Source organism: Thalassotalea psychrophila (genome assembly GCF_031583595.1).
Taxonomy (GTDB): Bacteria; Pseudomonadota; Gammaproteobacteria; order Enterobacterales; family Alteromonadaceae; genus Thalassotalea_A; species Thalassotalea_A psychrophila.
Window position 1 is genome coordinate 4,108,060 of record NZ_CP134145.1, and the last position, 21,618, is coordinate 4,129,677.

At 37.2% G+C, this 21,618-nt stretch carries 20 protein-coding genes; 13 read left to right on the plus strand and 7 right to left on the minus strand.

From position 1 onward, the window contains the following. Window positions 1–8: 8 nt before the first annotated feature. The 5 genes from accC (at window position 9) to RGQ13_RS17105 (ending at window position 3,608) form a co-directional block, all read left to right on the plus strand. Complete coding sequence (gene accC / locus RGQ13_RS17085; protein ID WP_348390946.1) at window positions 9–1,355, plus strand: acetyl-CoA carboxylase biotin carboxylase subunit; 1,347 nt, start codon at window positions 9–11, stop codon at window positions 1,353–1,355. A gap of 194 nt (window positions 1,356–1,549) precedes the next feature. Beyond that, window positions 1,550–1,702 (plus strand): oxidoreductase-like domain-containing protein, encoded by a 153-nt coding sequence (locus tag RGQ13_RS17090; protein WP_348390947.1) that lies wholly within the window; start codon window positions 1,550–1,552, stop codon window positions 1,700–1,702. Window positions 1,703–1,706: 4 nt separating this feature from the next. Then, window positions 1,707–1,871, plus strand: a complete 165-nt coding sequence (locus RGQ13_RS17095; RefSeq protein WP_348390948.1) for an oxidoreductase-like domain-containing protein — start codon at window positions 1,707–1,709, stop codon at window positions 1,869–1,871. Between the two features lie 311 nt (window positions 1,872–2,182). Continuing rightward, the gene (locus tag RGQ13_RS17100) at window positions 2,183–2,797 is read left to right on the plus strand and encodes a PEP-CTERM sorting domain-containing protein (RefSeq protein ID WP_348390949.1); all 615 of its coding nucleotides are present in this window, start codon (window positions 2,183–2,185) and stop codon (window positions 2,795–2,797) included. Window positions 2,798–2,969: 172 nt separating this feature from the next. Continuing rightward, window positions 2,970–3,608, plus strand: a complete 639-nt coding sequence (locus RGQ13_RS17105; RefSeq protein WP_348390950.1) for a PEP-CTERM sorting domain-containing protein — start codon at window positions 2,970–2,972, stop codon at window positions 3,606–3,608. A gap of 63 nt (window positions 3,609–3,671) precedes the next feature. On the opposite strand, the gene RGQ13_RS17110 is transcribed toward RGQ13_RS17105, so the two are convergent. From RGQ13_RS17110 to RGQ13_RS17120, 3 genes are all read right to left on the minus strand, one after another. Then, window positions 3,672–5,522, minus strand: a complete 1,851-nt coding sequence (locus tag RGQ13_RS17110) for a S8 family serine peptidase (protein WP_348390951.1) — start codon at window positions 5,520–5,522, stop codon at window positions 3,672–3,674. Next, window positions 5,492–7,906: a S8 family serine peptidase gene (locus RGQ13_RS17115; RefSeq protein WP_348390952.1), complete on the minus strand. Its 2,415-nt coding sequence runs from the start codon at window positions 7,904–7,906 to the stop codon at window positions 5,492–5,494. The genes RGQ13_RS17110 and RGQ13_RS17115 overlap by 31 nt, the downstream gene beginning before the upstream one ends. 542 nt (window positions 7,907–8,448) lie before the next feature. Beyond that, window positions 8,449–9,642 carry a Bcr/CflA family efflux MFS transporter gene (locus tag RGQ13_RS17120; protein ID WP_348390953.1) on the minus strand — a complete coding sequence of 398 codons (1,194 nt, stop codon included), beginning with the start codon at window positions 9,640–9,642 and terminating at the stop codon, window positions 8,449–8,451. 128 nt (window positions 9,643–9,770) lie between these two features. Between RGQ13_RS17120 and RGQ13_RS17125 the strand changes: the two genes are divergently transcribed. The 7 genes from RGQ13_RS17125 (at window position 9,771) to RGQ13_RS17155 (ending at window position 16,717) form a co-directional block, all read left to right on the plus strand. Further along, window positions 9,771–10,604: an MOSC domain-containing protein gene (locus RGQ13_RS17125; protein WP_348390954.1), complete on the plus strand. Its 834-nt coding sequence runs from the start codon at window positions 9,771–9,773 to the stop codon at window positions 10,602–10,604. A 47-nt stretch (window positions 10,605–10,651) separates the two neighbouring features. Next, window positions 10,652–11,239 carry an anthranilate synthase component II gene (locus RGQ13_RS17130; protein WP_348390955.1) on the plus strand — a complete coding sequence of 196 codons (588 nt, stop codon included), beginning with the start codon at window positions 10,652–10,654 and terminating at the stop codon, window positions 11,237–11,239. A gap of 66 nt (window positions 11,240–11,305) precedes the next feature. Beyond that, window positions 11,306–11,644, plus strand: a complete 339-nt coding sequence (locus tag RGQ13_RS17135; RefSeq protein ID WP_348390956.1) for a PilZ domain-containing protein — start codon at window positions 11,306–11,308, stop codon at window positions 11,642–11,644. A 272-nt stretch (window positions 11,645–11,916) separates the two neighbouring features. Then, entirely contained in the window at window positions 11,917–13,134 is a 1,218-nt protein-coding gene (locus RGQ13_RS17140; protein ID WP_348390957.1) for an aspartate aminotransferase family protein, read from the plus strand. Between the two features lie 44 nt (window positions 13,135–13,178). Beyond that, complete coding sequence (astA, locus tag RGQ13_RS17145) at window positions 13,179–14,195, plus strand: arginine N-succinyltransferase (protein ID WP_348390958.1); 1,017 nt, start codon at window positions 13,179–13,181, stop codon at window positions 14,193–14,195. Between the two features lie 28 nt (window positions 14,196–14,223). Continuing rightward, window positions 14,224–15,693, plus strand: coding sequence for a succinylglutamate-semialdehyde dehydrogenase (gene astD, locus RGQ13_RS17150; protein WP_348390959.1), 1,470 nt, complete (start codon window positions 14,224–14,226; stop codon window positions 15,691–15,693). 217 nt (window positions 15,694–15,910) lie between these two features. Continuing rightward, a complete protein-coding gene (locus tag RGQ13_RS17155) occupies window positions 15,911–16,717 on the plus strand; it encodes a DUF1338 domain-containing protein (RefSeq protein WP_348390960.1) in 807 nt (268 codons plus the stop codon). 78 nt (window positions 16,718–16,795) lie between these two features. Here RGQ13_RS17155 and RGQ13_RS17160 read toward each other — a convergent pair whose 3' ends face one another. Beyond that, window positions 16,796–18,226, minus strand: a complete 1,431-nt coding sequence (locus RGQ13_RS17160) for a carbon starvation CstA family protein (RefSeq protein ID WP_348390961.1) — start codon at window positions 18,224–18,226, stop codon at window positions 16,796–16,798. A 222-nt stretch (window positions 18,227–18,448) separates the two neighbouring features. Here RGQ13_RS17160 and RGQ13_RS17165 point away from each other — a divergent pair, with 222 nt between their 5' ends. Continuing rightward, a complete protein-coding gene (locus RGQ13_RS17165; protein ID WP_348390962.1) occupies window positions 18,449–18,853 on the plus strand; it encodes an OsmC family protein in 405 nt (134 codons plus the stop codon). A gap of 98 nt (window positions 18,854–18,951) precedes the next feature. On the opposite strand, the gene RGQ13_RS17170 is transcribed toward RGQ13_RS17165, so the two are convergent. From RGQ13_RS17170 to RGQ13_RS17180, 3 genes are all read right to left on the minus strand, one after another. Next, window positions 18,952–19,854 (minus strand): phosphoribulokinase, encoded by a 903-nt coding sequence (locus tag RGQ13_RS17170; RefSeq protein WP_348390963.1) that lies wholly within the window; start codon window positions 19,852–19,854, stop codon window positions 18,952–18,954. Window positions 19,855–20,180: 326 nt separating this feature from the next. Further along, on the minus strand, window positions 20,181–20,588 hold the full coding sequence (gene rplQ / locus RGQ13_RS17175; protein ID WP_348390964.1) for a 50S ribosomal protein L17: 408 nt from the start codon (window positions 20,586–20,588) through the stop codon (window positions 20,181–20,183). A 39-nt stretch (window positions 20,589–20,627) separates the two neighbouring features. Continuing rightward, on the minus strand, window positions 20,628–21,617 hold the full coding sequence (locus RGQ13_RS17180) for a DNA-directed RNA polymerase subunit alpha (protein WP_348390965.1): 990 nt from the start codon (window positions 21,615–21,617) through the stop codon (window positions 20,628–20,630). Window position 21,618 lies beyond the last annotated feature (1 nt).

A 21,618-nucleotide genomic window follows, 5' to 3' on the forward strand; every position in this document is an offset into this window, starting at 1 on the left:
TTAATTCCATGTTAAAGAAAGTAGTTATTGCCAACCGAGGCGAAATTGCATTACGTATATTACGTGCATGTAAAGAGCTAGGTATTAAAACCGTAGCTGTTCATTCTACTGCTGACAAAAATCTTAAACACGTTTTATTAGCAGACGAAACTATTTGTATTGGTAAAGCATCTGCCTTAGACAGTTACTTAAACATTCCTCGTTTAATTACTGCAGCAGAAGTAACTAACGCCGATGCAATTCATCCGGGTTACGGCTTTTTAGCTGAAAACGCCGACTTTGCTGAGCAAGTTGAAGATTCTGGTTTTGCATTTATTGGACCATTAGCTGATAGCATCCGTTTAATGGGTGATAAAGTTTCTGCTATTGCCGCGATGAAATCTGCCGGCGTACCTTGTGTACCAGGTTCAGATGGTCCGCTTACAGACGATGAAGCAGCAAGCATTGCCCATGGTCGCCGTATAGGTTACCCAGTAATCATCAAAGCCTCTGGTGGCGGTGGTGGTCGTGGTATGCGAGTTGTACGCAGCGAAGCCGACTTATTAGAGTCAATCCAGTTAACTAAAACTGAAGCTAGAAACACCTTCAACAATGATATGGTTTACATGGAAAAATTCCTTGAAAACCCTCGTCACGTTGAAATTCAAATTCTTGCCGATGGCCAAGGTAGTGCAATTCATTTAGCCGAGCGTGACTGTTCAATGCAACGTCGTCACCAAAAAGTTGTTGAAGAAGCGCCAGCACCAGGTATTTCTGAAGAACTTCGTGCTGAAATTGGTGCTCGTTGTTGTAACGCTTGTAATGAGATTAATTACCGCGGTGCTGGTACGTTTGAATTCTTATTTGAAAATGGTGAGTTCTACTTCATTGAAATGAACACTCGTATTCAAGTTGAGCATCCAGTAACTGAAATGATCACTGGTGTTGATTTGATCAAAGAGCAACTTCGTGTTGCTGCCGGTCAAAAATTAACAATCAAACAAGAAGATATTAAAGTTAACGGTCATGCAATTGAATGCCGTATTAATGCTGAAGATCCACGCACATTTATCCCTTCACCGGGTAAAATCACTCGTTTCCACCCTGCAGGTGGCATGGGCGTACGTTGGGATTCTCACATTTATACTGATTATTCAGTACCACCACATTATGATTCTATGATTGGTAAACTAATCACTTACGGTGAAACTCGTGAAGTGGCAATTGCTCGCATGAAAAACGCCTTGGATGAATTAGTTATCGACGGTATTAAAACTAATATCGCCTTACAAGAAGACATCATGAATGATGCCGGTTTTGCTCGCGGTGGTGCTAACATTCACTACCTAGAGAAAAAACTAGCTGAGATAGAGTAATAAAGACTAGAAACTAGAAACTAGAAACTAGAAACTAGAAACTAGAAACTAGAAACTATCAAAGTTTACTTTTAAAACCCTGCAATGCAGGGTTTTTTATTATCTAAATTTCAATATCTTCCCACTTCTCTTTTACCTCAATAAACATTCAGGTAAAATAGCGTACATAAAACACTCTGTAACATTAAAAAAATATGACTAAATTATTAGAAAAACCTTATCCTCCTGCTGATGATGACTGTTGTGGTGGTGGCTCTTGTTGCCCTTGTGTGTGGGATAATTACTATGCAGAATTGCAAAAATGGCGCATTCAGCAAGCAGATATAAAACAACAGGCTGAATCATAAGCCGATGTCTGATTTACTTGAAAAACCTACCCCTCCTAACAGTAACGAATGTTGTGAAAGTGGCGCATGTGATCCCTGCATTTGGGACCGTTACTACGTTGAATTACAAAAGTGGCGTATTCAACAAAGCGAAATAAAAGAAAAAGAAAAAAAAGAGAATAATCAATAGTTTAATTTTTATGTCAGTTTTTTTTACAATCTATATATTTCCTCAAACAATCTCCTAAGCAACTGAAAGTATGGAACAAAATTCTATAATCCACTAATTTTCGTACGAAATGAGTCGTACGAAGAGTGTTACAGTTAACTTTATCGTCAAAATATTAAACATCCCTGTTCTTAATGAGTGAAGAACATGTGTAAATAAACGAGTAACTATATGTATTTATTACCCTTAATTTTACTGGAATGAATAATGCATTAACTGAATAACAATTTTACGATTTTGCATTACGTACCACTAAAGTTGAGGTATTAAATATGAAACAGATCTCCAATTTAAGAAAAATATTCTCTTTGTCTGTACTACTTATATTGGCTAGTTTGAGCTTTAATTCACAAGCTGATCACATAACATGTGCGGAGGTAGCGCATGATGATATTACAAATTATGTTACGAACACGACAGGTTGTGAACTTGGTGAGGACGATCAAGATTTTCTTAATCCATTAATGGTTAATACTGATGATGGTATGTTTGGTCATACTGACTGGGAATTTGTCACGAAGTACGAAGGTGGACAGGCTGGAATATTTACTTTAGATGAAGTGGTGCCAGTTGATATTCTTATTATGTTAGTGTTCAAAGGTCCTAATGCAAATTCAGGGACAGCTCCGGATGAGTTTGTAGGTTATACATTAGCAGAAGGTGAAGATACTTTCGAATGGCAAACTATGTTTGCTAAATACAATGACAAAAAAGACAGTTGGAATTATCAAGGCGTGTCACATATCTCTGTTTATTGGGTACCTGATGATGGTGGAGTAGACCCTCAATGTCATACTTGTACAGAAATCCCTGAGCCACAGTCTTTATTAATATTATCAGCCGGATTGTTAGGAATATTTATTAATAGGAGAAAGCTATTTAAATAGAATCAGTCCAATAGAATAGAACTGTAGCAAAAATTTACAACTAGCTTTTTGGCACTCGAATTTATATTTGAGTGCCTTGAGCTAAGCTTTTGTTTTTATTTTAAAATAAAAACTTGGAATAGAATATGCATTTAGCTTCGGCTACATGCATATTTTTTATTTCGAGATACTTATGACTAAATTAATAAAAATATTTAAGTACACATCATCACTAGTGATGGCTTCTTTATTCATGATGAGCTTTAACGCTAATTCTTCTCATATAAAGTGTGTTGATGATTATGCTTATTTGACCGAAGCATTTATTAACGAGGCTGATTGTGAGTTAGGATTAACAGGCAATGACACTGGTCATGGAAACAGTGTAAATAATGGGGATGGAATGTTTGATATTACAAACTGGGTTCTCCTTGAAGAGCATGTTGATATTGACTCCGGAATTTCTCCTAATAACTTCACCATTGATCCAACTTACTTTGATACATACAACACATTTATGCTCACCTTTAAATCCGCTACAGGAGCTGATCCTGATAAGTATATAGGGTATTTATTAAATTTAGATTTTTTAAGTTTTAACTGGTTTGATGTAATGTTTAAAAAAACGGTTGGTAATGAAAATGATGACGATGAAAGTGGAGATTTCCACGAAATTTCTCACATAAACCTTTACGGTTTTTTTGATGATGAGGTTGTCATAGCTTCATGTACAACTAGCGAACCTTGTACTGACATCCCTGAGCCTAATGTTATATTTATCTTTGGGTTAGGCTTAGTTGGATTATTTATTAGAAAGCGAATATTTAAATAACACATTTAATGCTTGAAATAAAAAGCCCTGAATAATATCAGGGCTTTTGGGTATTTAAAAAGACTACTTTTTCTTACGACCTTTTGAGCCTTTGGTAGATTCTGCTTTATTAACCGTTACTGTTTGTTGGTCTTGATTTCCTGAAACATCATATGCAATTGCAGTAATAATGTGACTTCCGCTAGAGATTTTGCGAGTATTCCAACCATAACTTAACGAAGCACCGCTTACACTTTGTTTTAATACGTTATCAATATACAAGTCAATATAATCTACGGCGTCGTTATCTTGAGCCGTTACTTGAATTGTCTCTGTACCACTTACAGCGTCATTGGTGATAGGGTTATTTATTGATACTGTCGGTTCAGTTGTATCCTCTGGCTCTGGCTCTGGCTCTGGCTCTGGCTCTGGCTCTGGCTCTGGCTCTGGCTCTGCAGCATTTAGTAACGATATTAATACTTCGCTACTATTAGCAATATTATTTGATGAATCATATGCCATTGCGTTTAAGTAAATATCACCATCACTAAATGCTGTAGTATCTACATTGAATTCATACGGCAATGAAACATCTGTTGCTACTAAATTACCAGCTATATATAGTTCAACTTTATTAACTTCTACATCATCTTGAGCATTAACAGTTACAACTATTTGACCGCTATTAGTTGAGTTATCACTTGGAGATGTGATCACAACTGTCGGAGGAGTCTGATCTACAACCGGTTCAGGAGCATTTGCAGATAAAGCTGCGTATGCATCAACACGGCCATGACCATAATATTTATTGAAACTTCCACCATTTTTGCTTTTATCTGCAGAAGACTCTAATAGATTTTCAAGCTCAATATTTGAAAAATGTGGATATTTAGATTTCATCAAAGCCAATACAGCAGCTGTAGCAGGCGCTGAAAAAGAAGTACCACTCGCAGTAGAGTAACCGCCACTAGATGAAGTGGTATATATTCCTGCCCCCGGCGCTGCAACGTCGATACAATTACCATAGTCAGACCAACTAGTCCTGTTATCACTAGTGTCAGTTGCCGATACATGGATAATTTTACTATTATCACTACAATTTAAATCAGTACCATCATTGCCTGCAGAATTAACTACTAACCCACCATTATTATAAAAATACTGGGATGCGGTACTAAAGGTGGTACTGTTAGGGATTTTGTAACTTACATTAGCAATATCTGCACCATGATCTGATGCCCAGAGTAAACCTTGAGCTATATCACTTATTGTAGCTGAACCTGATGTTTGATTTGTCACTCGAATAGGTAATATTTTACTATCCCAAGCTATAGATGTTACCCCTGTGCCATTATCACTCAATGCCGCAATGACACCAGCAACTAGCGTACCATGTTTGTTTATTGGCGTAGTGTCGGTATTATCACTTGCGGTATTGTAACCTGATAAAATTTGCCCATTTAAATCAACATGATCACTTTTCACGCCAGAATCTAGAACTGCAACAACTACACTGCTCCCTTTTGACTCTTCCCAAGCTAACGGTAATTTCATCTTCGCCAAATGCCATGCGTTAGAATAATACTGATCATTAGCTGTGATCTCAGTCAATTCTACAATATGGTTTAATTCAACAAAATCTATTAAAGGGTTATGTTTTAAAGCGGTAATTATGCCTTTTTCATTTTTTTCAGGTACCGATACTAATTTAACGTTACCGTGCTTCATCTTTAATGTTTTTTTAAATTTTCCCTGATACTTTGAAAGCAACTTCTCTAATTTAGCTTCACTTACACCTGGTTTTGCTGATATAAGTATTTCTCCAGGAGCCCACTTATTTTCCGCACTTACGGTTAAAGACATTGATGCTGTAATTACACCTAGCGTTAATACGGATTTGTTTATTATTGTTTTAATTGATTTTTTAAAGAACACTTTCTAGTTCCTCCTAATAATATAAATAAAATTAAAAAATATAGAGAACCACCGCTACTTTCAGATGAATCTGATATTTCATCATTAGTAGGTGAGGTATTATTGTTATTAGAATTTGTTTCATCCTGATTATCATCAGAGCCGCTTGCTGTACCCTCGTCAGCGCCATTAGTTGAATCTTCTTGATTTTGATCTGGTAACTCGCTTCCAGAGTTATCTTTCCCCTCTTCTTCAGGCTCTGGTTGAGTTGGAGTTTCAGGCTCTGGTTGAACCGGAGGCTCTGGCTCAGGTTCTGGTTCAGTTGGAGTTTCTGGTTCAGGCTCTGGTTGAACCGGCGGCTCTGGTTCAGGATCCGGTTCAGTCGGAGTTTCTGGTTCAGTGCCTAATACTGTTTTAGTGGGATCATTTGGGTAGGCGTCGGCGTTATCACCTACACCATCATTATCTGAATCTTTTGTTTCACTAGCATCATTTGGAAATGCGTCGGCGTTATCACCTACACTGTCGTTATCTGAATCTTGCGTTTCAGTTGCATCGTTTGGGAAGACGTCGGCGTTATCACCTACGCCATCATTATCTGAATCTTTAGTTTCAGTTGCATCGTTTGGAAAGGCGTCGGCGTTATCACCTACACTGTCGTTATCTGAATCTTTCGTTTCAGTTGCATCGTTAGGAAAGGCGTCGGCGTTATCACCTACGCCATCATTATCTGAATCTTTAGTTTCAGTTGCATCGTTAGGAAAGGCGTCGGCGTTATCACCTACGCCATCATTATCTGAATCTTTAGTTTCAGTTGCATCATTTGGAAAGGCGTCTTCACTATCAATAACCCCATCATCATCTGAATCTAAAGGCACAATAGCTACGTCGACATTGATAGAATCTGAACTCGCTAAATTACCGGCTAGATCAGCAGCTACAGCATGAATACTTATATTAGATCCGGAGTAAGATTGCTGTTCAATAAAAAATTCATAAGGAAGTTGATTATCTGTACCTAAAGAGATGCCATCGACAAATAATTCGACGTTATCTAGACCTACATCATCTTGGGCAGTTACTTTTACAATAAAGTCGTTACTTAACAAATCCGCTTGTGTTGGAGAAGTGATAGTAACAGTAGGGGCAATTTGATCGACCGTATTTGAACCGCTAATTTCATTTAAAGATGCAAGAGCATCGACCCGACCATGACCAAATTTTGCTGAATAGTCGCCTTGATGAACACTATCATCTGCTCCTTCTGTTAGTGCGCTCTCTAAATCAGTTATCGAAATATTTGGTTTGTACGCCTTAAGAACAGCAAGAACCCCAGCGGTTACGGGAGCTGCAAACGAGGTGCCACTAGCTTCCTTATAACCGCCACTCTTTGAGGTAGTGTAAATACGTTCCCCTGGCGCAGAAACATCGACACAATTTCCGTAATTTGACCAACTCGCTAATGAATCAGATTTAGTAGTAGCCGAAACAACGATAATAGCTTCTTTTTGAGAACAATTAAGTTGAGTGCCACTGTTTCCGGCAGAAATAACAACTAAGCCACCTTTAGAGCGAAAATAATTGGCAGCGCTGTCGATTGAATAACTGTCGTATGCGTCAAAACTAATATTAACAATATCGGCACCATTATCTGCTGCCCAAGTAATACCTTTAGCAATAACACTAAGACTTGCACTTCCTGCCGGATCATTAGTTACTCGCACAGGTAAGATTTTTGCTTCCCAAGCGACAGAAGTTACGCCTATATTATTATTACTCGAAGCAGCAACCGTTCCGGCGACCATAGTTCCATGGCCATTAATATCACTTGTGTCATTGTTATCAGAGGCAGAGTTATATCCAGACAACACTCTACCTTGTAAATCGCTATGTGCGCTATTTACACCAGAATCTAACACGGCAACAACAATACTGTTTCCCTTAGTTGATTCCCAAACTGTTGGCATATTAATTTTGGCTAAGTGCCAAGCATTACTGTAATAAGCATCATTGGCTGAAATTTCACTAATATTTACTCGCTGGTCAACTTCAGCATAATCAACAAGTGGGTGTTGATTTAAACTTTCTACCCACTGATGTTCTTCACCCGTCTGAACAGCTACCAGTTCAGAGTTTATTTTTTTGAATTTTTTTATTGATTTTAAATTTAGCTCTTTCAATAGTTTACTAAATTTTTTAGTCGAAACACCGGGTTTAGGTTTTACAATTATTTGGCCTTGAACTAAATCTTTTTTTGCAAAAACTTTAGGCGAGAATACTGAAGTTATCAGTATTAAGAAGAGACTGAAGATAACAAGTAGTGACTTGATGTTGATTTCAACACCAAACTTGAAAATACTCATACTAAAATATGAGTTTAAATAACTCTTTGACTGGTAAAACATTAAGACTCCACAAAAGTGAAATCTACAACACACCCTAACGCATTAAATTGTCTATTATTATTTTTATGTTATTTTTATTTATCAACACGCAAATTTCAAATGACAGCTCTGCAAACTAGGAAAGTTATCGTAGACCACTGATTAAAAACAAATTAACTGCTTAAACAATTTATTTAAAAACCGAATACGCTTTCTCTAACTAATTACAAAACCCTTATAAAATAACACTTGCAGAAGAAACACTCTTAAGCCGGTTATTTTAATAAGCCGTATTTTATTATTGTTTTCAAGTGTGAAATGTATGATAAAAATTGTACTGAGGTCAACTGAATTGTACAAATAACAACCAGACGTTAACTGTAAAAAACAACTTACAAGCAGTTGATGTTAATAGGTGGTTAATTTAAAACGGTTTATTTTTAACCAATTGAGAAAAAAAAGTTTGTTATTTTTTGTTATCAAAATGTAACCAAAGGCAAGTTTTTAGGCAGTAAACATAAAAACATCATCTTTAAGCAAAAATCGGTTGGTAAGCTTTAAAACTATAACTTACGTTTTAACGGTGAATATTGGCATAAACCAACGAGGATAATTGAAGTTAGCATCAATACAGTAAAAGGTAGTGCGGAATCTGTATGGAAAAAGGCTAATATAGGTCCTGCTAATGCTCCTATACCAAATCTAAGGGTGCCAATTACCGCTGTCGCAGTACCAGTTTGATTCGCAAAAGTGAGTAATATTAACGAGTCAGCATTAACTGCTATCAGTGAAATACTGCCCATTAAAGGCATTATCGTAATGACAGTCCAAAATAAAGACAGCTCAAGAATATTTACAACCACTAAAGTTACTGCTGAAATAAGGGCGACTAAAAGGCCAGACAAAAGCATTTTTTCTGAACCATATTTACCCACACAACGAGTATTAATTAGCTGCGCCATCATAAGCGCAACTACATTAATACCAAATAAGAAGCTAAAAACAAACTCGCTGGTTTTATACACTTCAAGATAAACGAATGGTATTGCTGTTAAGTAAGCAAAAAAAGCAAGAGACACCAGCATTGAACTGAGGATGTATTTACGTGCAGCTTTATTAGAAAGCACAACTTTATAGTTACCAAAAAATGAAACTTTTTCAATGCCAGGACCATCATTTCTGACCATCTCAGGTAATTTTGTAACACTAGCGATTAAAATAATTAACGAATATACACCAAGGAAATAAAACATTGCCTGCCAGTTTGCAATCACTAAAATGGCACTACCTATAGTGGGTGCAAGCATAGGAGCAAACATCATGATCATACTCACATATGACATTCCTTTTGCAGTATTGGCTCCATAAAATTGTCTGATAATACCAGGTACGACTACAGTAGCTGCACTACCACAAAACGCTTGGGCAAATCTTAACCAAATAAATTGATCAATTGTTTGCGATAACGGAATTGCAAAAGATATTATCGAGAAAAAACTTAATCCAAAGATAGCAAGTTTTCGTCTACCAATAATATCAGCCAGAGGGCCAAACAGGATCAGACCACACGCATAACCAGCTAAATATACACTCAACGAATTTTGTACCGCAGCAATTGAGCTATTAAAATATTGAGCGATAATTGGCATTGCAGGAAGGTATAAATCGACAGCAAGCGGGGTAATAGCAACAATTGACGCTAACAACGGCAATAATAAACTTATTGAGATATTATTATTTTTACCTTGCTTTGCCATTAATTTCGGTTACTTATTCTAATTTAAAAATATGTAAGCATTATAACTTAAGTATCGGTTAATTTATTAATATTTATAACTAAATTAGGATAAACTTCTAAACAAATTATTATTGGTAATAAAAAACTATGTCATCTGCAATTTTAACTAATATAAATACTTACCCAATCAAATCAATCAAGGGCGTATCTCTTAACAGAGCATTAGTAAAAGATACAGGTTTAGAGCTCGATCGAAATTTTGTCATCACGGATTTAAACGGCAAGTTTATTACTGGCAGAACAAAATCTTCTCTAGTCTTAGTTGAGAGTAAGATTACTTCAGCAGGACTAATCTTAAACGCACCAGGGATGCCAGAGTTAGCCATTTTTTATGCGAACTTCTCTAAAACATATCAAAATGTACAAGTTTGGAATGATCAAATATCTGCTCAACATTGTGATGACAAGATCGACCATTGGTTTTCAATGTATTTAAATTTTTCATGCAAAGTATATTATCTTGGTGAGCACTCACATCGAAGCGTATTAGGCTATGAACATAAATTAAGTTTTGCCGATGGTTATCCTTTATTGCTAATTAGTGAAGCATCACTAAATGCATTAAATAACAGATTAAAGCAACCTGTGACGATGGCACAATTTAGACCAAATTTAGTTGTATCACAGTGTTTAGACTTTGCCGAGGATGGCTGGCATAAAATTAGAATTGGAGATGTTAATTTTGAAATTGTTAAGCCTTGCAGTCGCTGCATATTCACTACTGTAAATGAAGTTAATGGACAACGTAATAAACAAAAAGAACCACTATCTACATTAAAGAAGTTTAGACAAGCACAAGACAAGGAAATTTATTTTGGCCAAAATCTTATCGCATTAAATGAAGGCTCTATCAAAATTGGTGATAAGGTTGAAATAATAAGTAAACAAACTGCTCCTCAATATTCTAACTTGAAGTTATAATAAGCCCGCTTAATAAAAATTCCTCTTAGCAAGCTTTAGGACCTTACATGCTTTTAATGATCGATAATTACGATTCTTTCACCTTTAATTTAGTGCATTATTTTCAGCACTTAGGTGAAGAAGTAAATGTGGTTAGAAATGATGAAATAACTATCGACCAAATACGCTCAATGGCTCCCGATCACATAGTTATTTCCCCTGGTCCAGGTGATCCAACGAGTGCAGGCATTTCATTAGATATCATTGCTCAATTTTCAGGATTAATCCCTATTTTAGGCGTATGCTTGGGGCACCAATGTATTGCTCAGCACTTTGGTGGAGTTGTTGAAAGAGCTAAAAAAGTTATGCATGGTAAAACATCATTAATAAAACACAACAACGAAAGCTTATTCAAGGGGCTCAATAATCCTTTGCAAGTAACTCGTTATCATTCGCTTGTGGTAAACAAACAGTTATTACCTGATGATTTAATCATCACCGCGTGGACTGAAACAAAGCAAGGCGACGTTGATGAGATAATGGGGATTGCTCATAAAAATCTGCCTATAATGAGCGTACAGTTTCACCCTGAATCAATCCTTACAGAACAGGGTCACCAACTGCTTAATAACTTTTTAAACTTAAGTACAAATTAAAGTAGTTACATTGTCATTAGATTTGTTAAAGTATAACTATAATAAAAACAACAACTGAGTAGCACTATGTCGATTGAAAGAAGATTTCATCCTAGAAAAGATGTAAGTTTTTCTGTATCTATCGTCTTAACAACTAGTGAGCTCAATATAGAAAGTACGGCTGTCAATTTATCCCGTTCAGGCATCCAACTAAGTGTAGATAAAACTTCTGTTGATCTCATTTTAGAGCAAGGCACTCACCCAACACAATTTAAAATACAGCTAACCGATAATAATGTTGACCTATTTACAGTACGCTTAGTTGTAAACCGTCGCATATCTCAAAATCAATTTCTGTTAGGTTTAAAATTTATCGATATTTCAGTCGAGCAACTAGCTACAATTGATACTTTACTAAATCACTAAACCTCCCCCTGCTAACCGACTATAATTGTTAATTAGCAATTAATATCTAAAGTGTTAGTAAACATTCCTTTAACAAGTATAGTTATGCATAAATATTGAATAAAACCTTGCAACCCCTTATTTTAACTGGCTTGCAAGAGATTTCATTCAAGACAAATGTAATTTTTTCTGGCATAATATTCACTCAATTTTAGTTGAGCCTATACGTTAATAGAGAAATTAACATAAACAACGTATTCAACATTTAGCATTTTAAAACGAGGATCTAGAGTATGACAGAACAAAATTCAGCAAATCGTGATTTATTTGATCAAGTAATGGTGCCTAACTATTCACCTTCTGCAGTAATTCCTGTACGCGGTAAAGGTTCAAGGGTTTGGGACCAAGATAACAATGAATATATCGACTTTGCTGGTGGTATCGCTGTTAACTGTTTAGGCCATTGTCACCCGGCATTAGTTGAAGCATTAAAAACCCAAGGCGAAAAACTTTGGCATTTATCTAATGTAATGACTAACGAACCAGCTCTTCGTCTTGCTAAAAAACTTGTTGATAGTACTTTTGCCGAAAAAGTATATTTTGCTAACTCGGGTGCAGAATCAAATGAAGCAGCATTAAAACTTGCTCGTCGTTGGGCATTAGATGTTCATGGAGCAGACAAGACTGAAATTATCGCTTTTAAACAAGGTTTCCATGGCAGAACATTTTTCACTGTAACTGTTGGCGGGCAAGCAGCATACTCTGATGGTTTCGGTCCAAAACCAGGCGATGTATTTCATGCTGAATATAATAATTTAGACTCTGTAAAAGAGCTTATTTCTGATAAAACCTGTGCAGTTGTAATGGAACCATTACAAGGTGAAGGCGGAATTATTTCTCCTACTAATGAATTTATTCAAGGTGTACGTGATCTATGTGATCAACATAACGCTTTATTAGTCTTTGATGAAGTACAAACAGGTGTTGGCCGAACTGGCGACCTATATGCTTATATGGGGTTAAATGTAACTCCCGATATCCTAACTACGGCAAAAGCGTTAGGTGGTGGTTTCCCTATTGGCGCAATGTTAACAACAACAGAAATCGCCAAGCATTTAAAAATTGGTACTCATGGTAGTACTTATGGCGGTAACCCGCTTGCATGTGCTGTTGCTGAAGCCGCTTTTGATACTGTAAACGATCCTGCAGTTTTAGCTGGTGTATTAACAAAAGCCACTATTTTTAAAGATGGTTTAAACAATATCAATGAAAAATATAATGTCTTTAAGGAAATTCGTGGTAAAGGTTTATTAATTGGTGCAGTACTAACTGATGACTACCAAGGTAGAGCTAAAGAATTCCTTAATGCAGCAATGTCTGAAGGCCTAATGTCTTTAGTTGCTGGTGCAAGTATAGTTCGCTTTGCTCCTTCTCTAGTAATTCCTGATGCTGATATTGCTGAAGGCTTACTTCGCTTTGAAAAAGCGGTTGCAAGTATTGTAAAAGGTTAAGGATTTCCTTAACCCATTTCAACGAACTTTAAAGAGAATACTCTATGATCATCATCCGTCCTATTCGAAATAGTGATTACGATGTTTTACACCAAATTGCGGTGGAGTCAGGACATGGTTTTACTTCGCTTCCAGTTAATGAAGAGCTTTTACTTAGTCGTATAAATCGTGCGACTAAATCATTTCATACTGCGATAGAAAACTGTGGCGATGAAGGCTACCTTTTTGTAATGGAAGACACTGCAACCGGTGAAGTCGTCGGTACTACAGCCATCGAAACTGCGGTTGGCTTACACGATGCTTTTTATCATTACCATGTAGGTAAAGTTGTTCATTCTTCTCGTGAGCTGAATATTCATAACACTGTTGAAACCTTGACGTTAAATAATGATTACACCGGCACTTCTGAACTTTGTACTCTTTATTTGCGAGATAATTACCGAGTAAATAACAATGGCCGATTTTTGTCTAAATGCCGCATGTTATTTATGGCTGAACATACCAAGCGTTTCAACAATACGATAATCGCTGAGATGCGTGGTGTATCTGATGAAAATGGTAATTCGCCATTTTGGCAATGGTTAGAAGAGCACTTCTTTTCACTAGACTTCCCTACTGCTGATTATTTAACAGGCATTGGTAAAAAAGAGTTTATTGCAGAACTAATGCCTAAATACCCTATTTATGTAAGTTTATTAAGTAAAGAAGCGCAAAAAGTTATCGGTCAAGTGCATCAATATACGGTACCTGCACTACGTTTACTTGAAAATGAAGGTTTCGTTAATCGAGGTTATGTTGATATTTTTGACGCCGGTCCGACTGTAGAAGCAGAGCTTAAAACTATTAAAACTGTACGTAACTCAATGCGCTTAAAAGTGCAGGTAGGTGAGGTGCAAGGTACAACTAAAGCAATGATATGCAACACTAAAGTGAAAAATTTCAGGGCGGTTCAAATGCCAATTGAAATTAATCAAGATGACAACACTGCAATCATTGATCAAAAAACTGCGGAAGCTTTACAAATTACTGATGGTGATTTTGTAAGAGTTGCAAAAAGTTAATTGCTGTTTAATCAGCGAGAGGTAAAAAATGACAAATTCTGTACAATTTATTAACGGACAATGGCAACCAGGCCAAGGTCACAAAATGAATTCATTAAACCCTGCATTGAATGAAGTAATTTGGCAAGGTGAATCGGCTTCGCTAGAGCAAGTTGATGTTGCTATTAATAGTGCTCGCAATGCTTTTGAAGAGTGGGGGTTTGCTAGTGTAGATGAGCGCCTTGTAGTAATTAAGCGTTATATGGATATTCTGACTGAACACAAAGAAGAAATGGCCTTAGCCATAGCACAAGAAACGGGCAAACCTATCTGGGAAACTCGTACTGAAGCAGGTGCAATGATTGGTAAAGTTAACTTATCTATTAAAGCCTATAACGATAGAACTGGTACTGTTGAAAACCCTATTCCTGGTGCGAAAGCTTTTATTCGTCATAAACCTCATGGTGTTGTAGCCGTATTTGGTCCATACAATTTCCCTGGTCATTTACCCAATGGTCATATCGTGCCAGCACTAATTGCCGGTAATACTGTGGTATTTAAACCTTCAGAATTAACGCCAATGGTTGCTGAGTTAATGCTTAAGCTTTGGGAAAAAGCTGAATTACCAGCGGGCGTAATTAACCTTGTACAGGGTGAAATAGAAACTGGAAAAGCATTGGCAAGTCATAATGGCATTGATGGTTTATTCTTTACCGGTAGTTCAACTACAGGCAAGTTATTGCATCAACAATTTGCCGACAAACCAGGTAAAATTTTAGCGTTAGAAATGGGCGGTAATAATCCTCTAATCGTTAAAGATGTATCTGATGTTGATGCCGTTGTACACGATATTATTCAATCTGCCTTTATAACTACAGGGCAACGTTGTACTTGTGCAAGAAGATTGTTTATCGAAAACAATGCCACTGGCGATGCTATTTTAGCAAAACTTATCAGTGCGACTAAAGCTATAAAAATCGGTTACTTTAACGATGAAGAACAGCCGTTTATTGGTTCAATGATTTCTGAACGCGCAGCATTAGGTTTAGTTGCGGCTCACAATCAACTTGTGGAAATTGGTGGCACCTCTTTAGTAGAGCTAACCCATATAAAACCAGGTACTGGCTTTGTTTCTCCTGGCATTGTCGATGTTACAGCAATTGAAAATATGCCTGATGAAGAACACTTTGGTCCTTTATTAAAAGTTTATCGTTATGATGATTTTGATAGTGCCATTAAAGAAGCGAATAACACTAGCTTTGGTTTATCTGCCGGGTTGTTAAGTGACAGTGAAGAACTTTACAATCACTTCTTTAAACGTATTCGTGCAGGCATAGTTAATTGGAACAAACCAATTACCGGAGCAAGTGGTGCAGCTCCATTTGGCGGTATTGGCGACAGTGGTAATCACAGAGCGAGCGCTTATTATGCCGCTGACTATTGTGCTTTCCCAGTTGCTTCTGTAGAAGCAGATAAAGTACAATTGCCAGCACAATTAAGCCCTGGCTTATCAATCTAACTGGTTTAACGTTTTAATGCTTAACTTATCGTACATATTACAAATTGCAGGGCTACGCCCTTGCTTTTTCAAAGCTATCGATAACATTTAATAACCTGGCGAAGGATACACCTTCGCAGGGTAATTAACCTCGTGTTTTCCCCGCAGTCGTAAACCTTTCGCCCTCTATTACCAAATTATTTTAATTAATTCAATCTAACGATTTGAAGGGTCCACCATGAAAAAACAAGTTACAGAACTTTTTGAAAACATCTGGCAACAATACTTAGCAGTTACTCCATCTGCGGATAAAGTACATCAATTACTAGGTGCAGGTAATGATTTAATAAACGATCATGTTGCATACCGCACATTCAATATTGAAAAAGTTAATATAGATAAACTGTCAGCTCACCTTTTAAATCTAGGCTATACAGAATGTGGTCAATATGAATTTAAAGCAAAAAAACTTAATGCTAAACATTTCGAGCATCCTGATGACACTTTGCCGAAGGTATTTATTAGTGAGTTAATCGTTGAAGAGTTTTCAACTGAAGTGCAAGCTATTATTAATCGTATCGTTGCTAAAATGGATAGTAGTGTTACTACAGATAGCAACTTTCTATTCTCTGGTACGCACTGGGAAATTAGCTACGACGAATACAAAACACTATTAAATGAAAGCGAATACGCTGCATGGTTAGCTGCTTGGGGTTATAGAGCAAACCACTTTACCGTTAGCATTAATCATTTAAATGACTTTGAGTGTATTGATAGAGTAAATACCGTTGTTAAAGATGGTGGTTTTAAACTTAATAGCTCTGGTGGTGAAGTAAAAGGAAATGCACAAGTATTTCTAGAACAATCATCCACAATGGCTGACAGTATAAAAGTTAAATTTTCTGACAAAGAAGTTGAGATCCCTAGCTGTTTTTATGAATTTGCTAAACGCTACCCAATGGCTTGTGGAAACTTATATACAGGATTTGTTGCTGCATCTGCAGACAAGATATTCGAGAGCACCAATACTTCTTTGCTCAATTAATTATTTGCATTGCTTCACTTAATCAAAAAAAATGCCGCAATATTTTATTGCGGCATTTTAGTTTAAATATTTACTAAATTAATTTGTCGTTACTAACTTGTCAGCCCTAAGCATTCTATTCAATAGGAAGAATGCCGCAAGCAAAGTAATTATTGCCGCCGACACAGTGGAAATACCTATTGGTAAGCCAAAGCCAAGAGTTGCTGAACTAAAGATAAATGCAATGACAACAACCGTCATAAACATCGCTGGTACTGTACAAATCCAGTGATTTTTTTGCTGTTGCATCAAATAAGCTGCTGCAGTCCACAACATCAATGCTGCAGTGGTTTGGTTAGCAACACCAAAATATCGCCATATAATTCCAAAATCAACCTGGGTTAGAACTGCACCAATAGCAAATAAAGGCAATGCTAATATTAATCGTTTTGATAATTTCTTTTGTGAAACGTTAAAGAACTCAGACAAAATCAAACGAGCAGAACGAAACGCAGTATCTCCTGAAGTAATTGGTAAAATAATCACACCAAGAATCGCCAAAAATCCACCTACAGTACCAAGAAGTCCATTAGAAATATCATAAACTACATTAGCAGGATTACCGTTCATTGCTGTATTCAAGGCTTCAACACCTCCAAAAAATGATAACGCAAGCGCACACCATATTAGAGCAATGATCCCTTCTCCAATCATTGCACCATAAAATACAAAACGTCCATTTTCTTCATTTTCAATACAACGTGCCATTAATGGTGATTGCGTTGCATGAAAGCCAGAAACTGCGCCACAAGCAATAGTGATGAATAATGCAGGCCATAATGGCATGTCATTAGGATTTAAGTTAGTTATAAAATCGCTAACTTCTACCCCAGGTAGTAAAGTATGCTCAGACGAGAATATTATCGCTAATGTTAAGCCCACAGACATAAATACTAGCAGTGCGCCAAAGAATGGATAAAAACGACCAATTAGTTTATCTACCGGTAGTAGAGTTGCAATTAAGTAATAAGCGAAGATGATCCCTAAGAATATAGCAGCATCTAAACCTGTTAACTTCGCGAGTAATCCAGCTGGTGCTGATATAAATACGACACCGACCAGTAACAATAAAATAATCGCAAACACATTCATGAAATGTTTTGCGCCATTCCCTAAATATTTACCGGCCAAATTTGGTACAGACTGACCATTATTTCGAACGGAAATCATGCCAGAAAAATAATCATGAACTGCACCACCGAAGATACAACCTATAACAATCCAAATCATTGCAGCCGGACCGTACAACGCCCCTAGGATAGGGCCAAAAATTGGACCAACACCGGCAATATTTAGCAGCTGTATTAAGTAAACTTTACCTTTTGACATTGGCACATAATCAACACCATCAGGTTGTGTTAATGCCGGTGTCCTACGATTTCGATCGAGCCCAAAAACCTTTTCAACAAAAGTTCCATATATGAAATAGCCAGCAATCAATAGACCAACACACAGTAAAAAATAAAGCATAATAATAATCTCTAAAATCAAGTAACAAAATTCTAACGATTATTGGCTATTAATTCTGTGTTAGTTTGTAATTTTTAACGGTTAAGTTGCTCAAAAATGATACGACAAAGTTAGAGCTTTAGTTCTAATAATATTTTAACCGTGGATATTTTATATTCGTTATTAAGGCGGGATGATGTAAAATAACTTAATTCAAAAATTATAGTTAAATAGGAATAAAGCATGCAAGCAAAAGTACAATGGGTTGGCGAAGAGATGTTTATGGGCACATCTGAAAGTGGTCATAGTATTTTAATGGATGCCAATGGCGGCAATAACGCAGTAAGCCCTTTAGAAAATGTATTACTTTCTTTAGGCTGTTGTTCTTCTGTAGATGTGGTTAGCATATTAGAAAAAGCACGCCAAGATATCAGGGGTTGTGTCGTTGAGATTGATGGTACTAGAGTGGAAACCGTTCCAAAATTGTTTTCAGATATTCACCTACACTTTGTTATTACCGGTACGGGCGTAAGTGAAAAGCATGTAGCCAGAGCTGTTTCCCTATCTGCAGACAAATACTGTTCTGTTGCTCTTATGCTAAACGCTTCAGTGAACATTACTCATGACTTTGAAATCGTAGAAGCATAAATACTTAAGTTATTGGTATATCAATTTGATTAAGTAATTTGATCAAGTTGGTACGAAATAAAAAATGAGCCAGAGAGCTCATTTTTTGTTTCTCGTTTCTAATCGTACGTCTGCATCCAATCCATTTGCTGGCTCGCCGCTTTTTTCTTTTCCATAATATCAACAATTAACGGTTTTAGGATTAACTCCATTGCAAAGCCCATTTTACCGCCGGGAACAACAAGAGTATTCACCCTAGACATAAATGAACCATCGATCATGCGAAGGTAAAAGGGAAAATCTACGTTTTTCATCTCGCGAAATCGAATTACTACAAAACTTTCATCTTGAGTAGGAATAGCCTTAGCACTAAATGGGTTAGATGTGTCTACAGTCGGAACTCTTTGGAAATTTATGTGTGTTCTAGAAAATTGCGGGGTGATAAAAGAAAAGTAATCATCCATACTTCTGACAATGCTTTCAGTTACAGCTTCTCTAGAATGTCCCCTAGAATTTGTGTCACGTATAATTTTTTGGATCCATTCCAAATTTACAATTGGTACCATTCCGATGAGCAGGTCCACATGACGTGCTACATCATTCTTTTCAGTAACTACCCCTCCATGCAAACCTTCATAAAATAAAAGGTCTGAATCAGATCCTAGAGGCTCCCATGGCGTAAAGGTGCCAGGCATCTGGTTATAAGGTACTGCTTCGTCAAAAGTATGTAGATACCGGCGCATAGTACCAACACCTTTTTCGCCAAAGTCAGTAAACAGACTTTCTAGGGCATCAAAGTCATTAGCTACATCGCCAAAGTAACTTACTTTCGAGCCTTCGGCTTTAGCTTTTCTTTTTTCAAGATCCATTTCTGGACGGGTAAAGCGATGGAAACTATCACCTTCAACCATAGCAGCATTAATGCCAAGAGAACGAAAAATATGTTCAAAAGCGTCCAGCGTGGTAGAAGTACCAGCACCTGATGAACCAGTTACTGCGATTATTGGATTTCGTTCAGACATTGTATTCACTTTAATGAAAATTGACTTACCACAGTACGGTGTATGGGGTTTAAGGTCAAGGACAGGGGTAAAAACTGCGATATTAAGCAAGGGTTCACTGTCAATTATGGAGGTCCCTGATGTCGCTAAAGCTCCTCAGGAATGACGTGGTGCGGGTTAACAATTAACGCATAGCATCAGCTAAATTTGAAAAAGTACAACGTCATCCTGTGTGAGCCTAAGCGAGGCACGTGACCTCCTTAATTCAAAACGTGCATTTGTTAAATGACAAATTTAAGACAAAAAAAAGAGCCCCGAAGGACTCTTTTTATCGAATGTAAATTCGATTATGCTTCTTCTGAAACTTCTTCAACGTCTTCAATAACTTCTTCAGTTACTGGACGGTCAACAAGTTCAATATAAGCCATAGGTGCTTTATCACCAGTACGGAAACCACATTTTAAAATGCGAGTGTAACCACCTGGACGTTCTTGGTAACGAGGACCAAGATCTGTAAATAATAAACCAACTACTTCTTGATCGCGTGTACGAGCAAATGCCAAACGACGATTTGCAACGCTATCTGTTTTAGCCATTGTAATTAATGGCTCAACAACGCGACGTAGTTCTTTAGCTTTAGCAACAGTAGTTTTAATAACACCGTGCTTAACTAGAGAACTTGCCATATTGCGGAACATCGCCTGGCGATGACTGCTATTACGGTTTAACTGGCGGCCGCTTTTACGATGGCGCATAAGTTAATCCTTCTCTCTTAACTATTAAATGTGATCGACTTAGTCGTTATCAGCAATGCTTTCAGGTGGCCAGTTTTCTAGGCGCATGCCCAGAGATAGACCACGAGACGCTAACACGTCTTTGATTTCAGTTAGAGACTTCTTACCTAAATTAGGTGTTTTAAGAAGTTCTACTTCTGCACGCTGTACTAAGTCACCAATGTACTGAATCGCTTCTGCTTTTAGACAGTTGGCTGAACGAACTGTTAGTTCTAGGTCATCAACTGGGCGAAGTAAAATTGGATCGAAAGCAGGTTTAACTTCTTCCGGTTCAACTTCTTTAACATCGCGTAAGTCAACAAACGCATCTAACTGTTCAGCTAGAATTGTTGATGCACGACGAATCGCTTCTTCTGGATCTAACGTACCGTTAGTTTCCATGTCGATAACTAGTTTATCTAAGTCAGTACGTTGCTCAACACGAGCTGAATCAACGTCATAAGCAATTCTTTCAACAGGACTGAAAGATGCGTCAACTAGTAAACGACCAATTGCACGCTCTTCTTCCTCGGCATTGCGACGAATAGATGCTGGCACGTAACCACGTCCCATTTCTATCTTGATGCGCATGCTGATAGAACCGTCACCTGTTAAATTACAGATTACGTGAGCAGGATTAGCGATTGTTACATCACCATCATGCTGTATATCAGCGGCCGTTACAGGGCCTTCACCCGACTTAGTTAAAGTTAAAACTGCTTCAGTTTTGCCTTCTAAACCTACAGCCAAATCTTTAAGATTTAACAGAATTTCGATGATGTCCTCTTGAACACCTTCTTTACTACTGTATTCATGCAATACACCATCAATTTCTACTTCAGTCACTGCACAACCTGGCATTGAAGAAAGTAGGATACGACGTAGTGCGTTACCTAAAGTATGACCAAAACCACGTTCTAGTGGCTCTAAAGTTACCTTTGCGCGAGTATCAGATAGGTTTTCAATACCTACCAACTTCGGCTTAAGGAATTCGGTTACAGAACCCTGCATT

Bases quoted from the DNA above. Each gene is read 5' to 3' on its own strand.
- RGQ13_RS17090 (WP_348390947.1), top strand. From the start codon at position 1,550: ATGACTAAATTATTAGAAAAACCTTATCCTCCTGCTGATGATGACTGT.
- RGQ13_RS17095 (WP_348390948.1), top strand. From the start codon at position 1,707: ATGTCTGATTTACTTGAAAAACCTACCCCTCCTAACAGTAACGAATGT.
- RGQ13_RS17160 (WP_348390961.1), bottom strand. From the start codon at position 18,226: ATGCTTTATTTTTTACTGTGTGTTGGTCTATTGATTGCTGGCTATTTC.
- RGQ13_RS17125 (WP_348390954.1), top strand. From the start codon at position 9,771: ATGTCATCTGCAATTTTAACTAATATAAATACTTACCCAATCAAATCA.
- astD (WP_348390959.1), top strand. From the start codon at position 14,224: ATGACAAATTCTGTACAATTTATTAACGGACAATGGCAACCAGGCCAA.
- RGQ13_RS17135 (WP_348390956.1), top strand. From the start codon at position 11,306: ATGTCGATTGAAAGAAGATTTCATCCTAGAAAAGATGTAAGTTTTTCT.
- RGQ13_RS17140 (WP_348390957.1), top strand. From the start codon at position 11,917: ATGACAGAACAAAATTCAGCAAATCGTGATTTATTTGATCAAGTAATG.
- RGQ13_RS17115 (WP_348390952.1), bottom strand. From the start codon at position 7,906: ATGTTTTACCAGTCAAAGAGTTATTTAAACTCATATTTTAGTATGAGT.
- RGQ13_RS17120 (WP_348390953.1), bottom strand. From the start codon at position 9,642: ATGGCAAAGCAAGGTAAAAATAATAATATCTCAATAAGTTTATTATTG.
- astA (WP_348390958.1), top strand. From the start codon at position 13,179: ATGATCATCATCCGTCCTATTCGAAATAGTGATTACGATGTTTTACAC.
- RGQ13_RS17105 (WP_348390950.1), top strand. From the start codon at position 2,970: ATGACTAAATTAATAAAAATATTTAAGTACACATCATCACTAGTGATG.
- RGQ13_RS17100 (WP_348390949.1), top strand. From the start codon at position 2,183: ATGAAACAGATCTCCAATTTAAGAAAAATATTCTCTTTGTCTGTACTA.
- accC (WP_348390946.1), top strand. From the start codon at position 9: ATGTTAAAGAAAGTAGTTATTGCCAACCGAGGCGAAATTGCATTACGT.
- RGQ13_RS17170 (WP_348390963.1), bottom strand. From the start codon at position 19,854: ATGTCTGAACGAAATCCAATAATCGCAGTAACTGGTTCATCAGGTGCT.
- RGQ13_RS17165 (WP_348390962.1), top strand. From the start codon at position 18,449: ATGCAAGCAAAAGTACAATGGGTTGGCGAAGAGATGTTTATGGGCACA.
- RGQ13_RS17155 (WP_348390960.1), top strand. From the start codon at position 15,911: ATGAAAAAACAAGTTACAGAACTTTTTGAAAACATCTGGCAACAATAC.
- RGQ13_RS17180 (WP_348390965.1), bottom strand. From the start codon at position 21,617: ATGCAGGGTTCTGTAACCGAATTCCTTAAGCCGAAGTTGGTAGGTATT.
- rplQ (WP_348390964.1), bottom strand. From the start codon at position 20,588: ATGCGCCATCGTAAAAGCGGCCGCCAGTTAAACCGTAATAGCAGTCAT.
- RGQ13_RS17130 (WP_348390955.1), top strand. From the start codon at position 10,652: ATGCTTTTAATGATCGATAATTACGATTCTTTCACCTTTAATTTAGTG.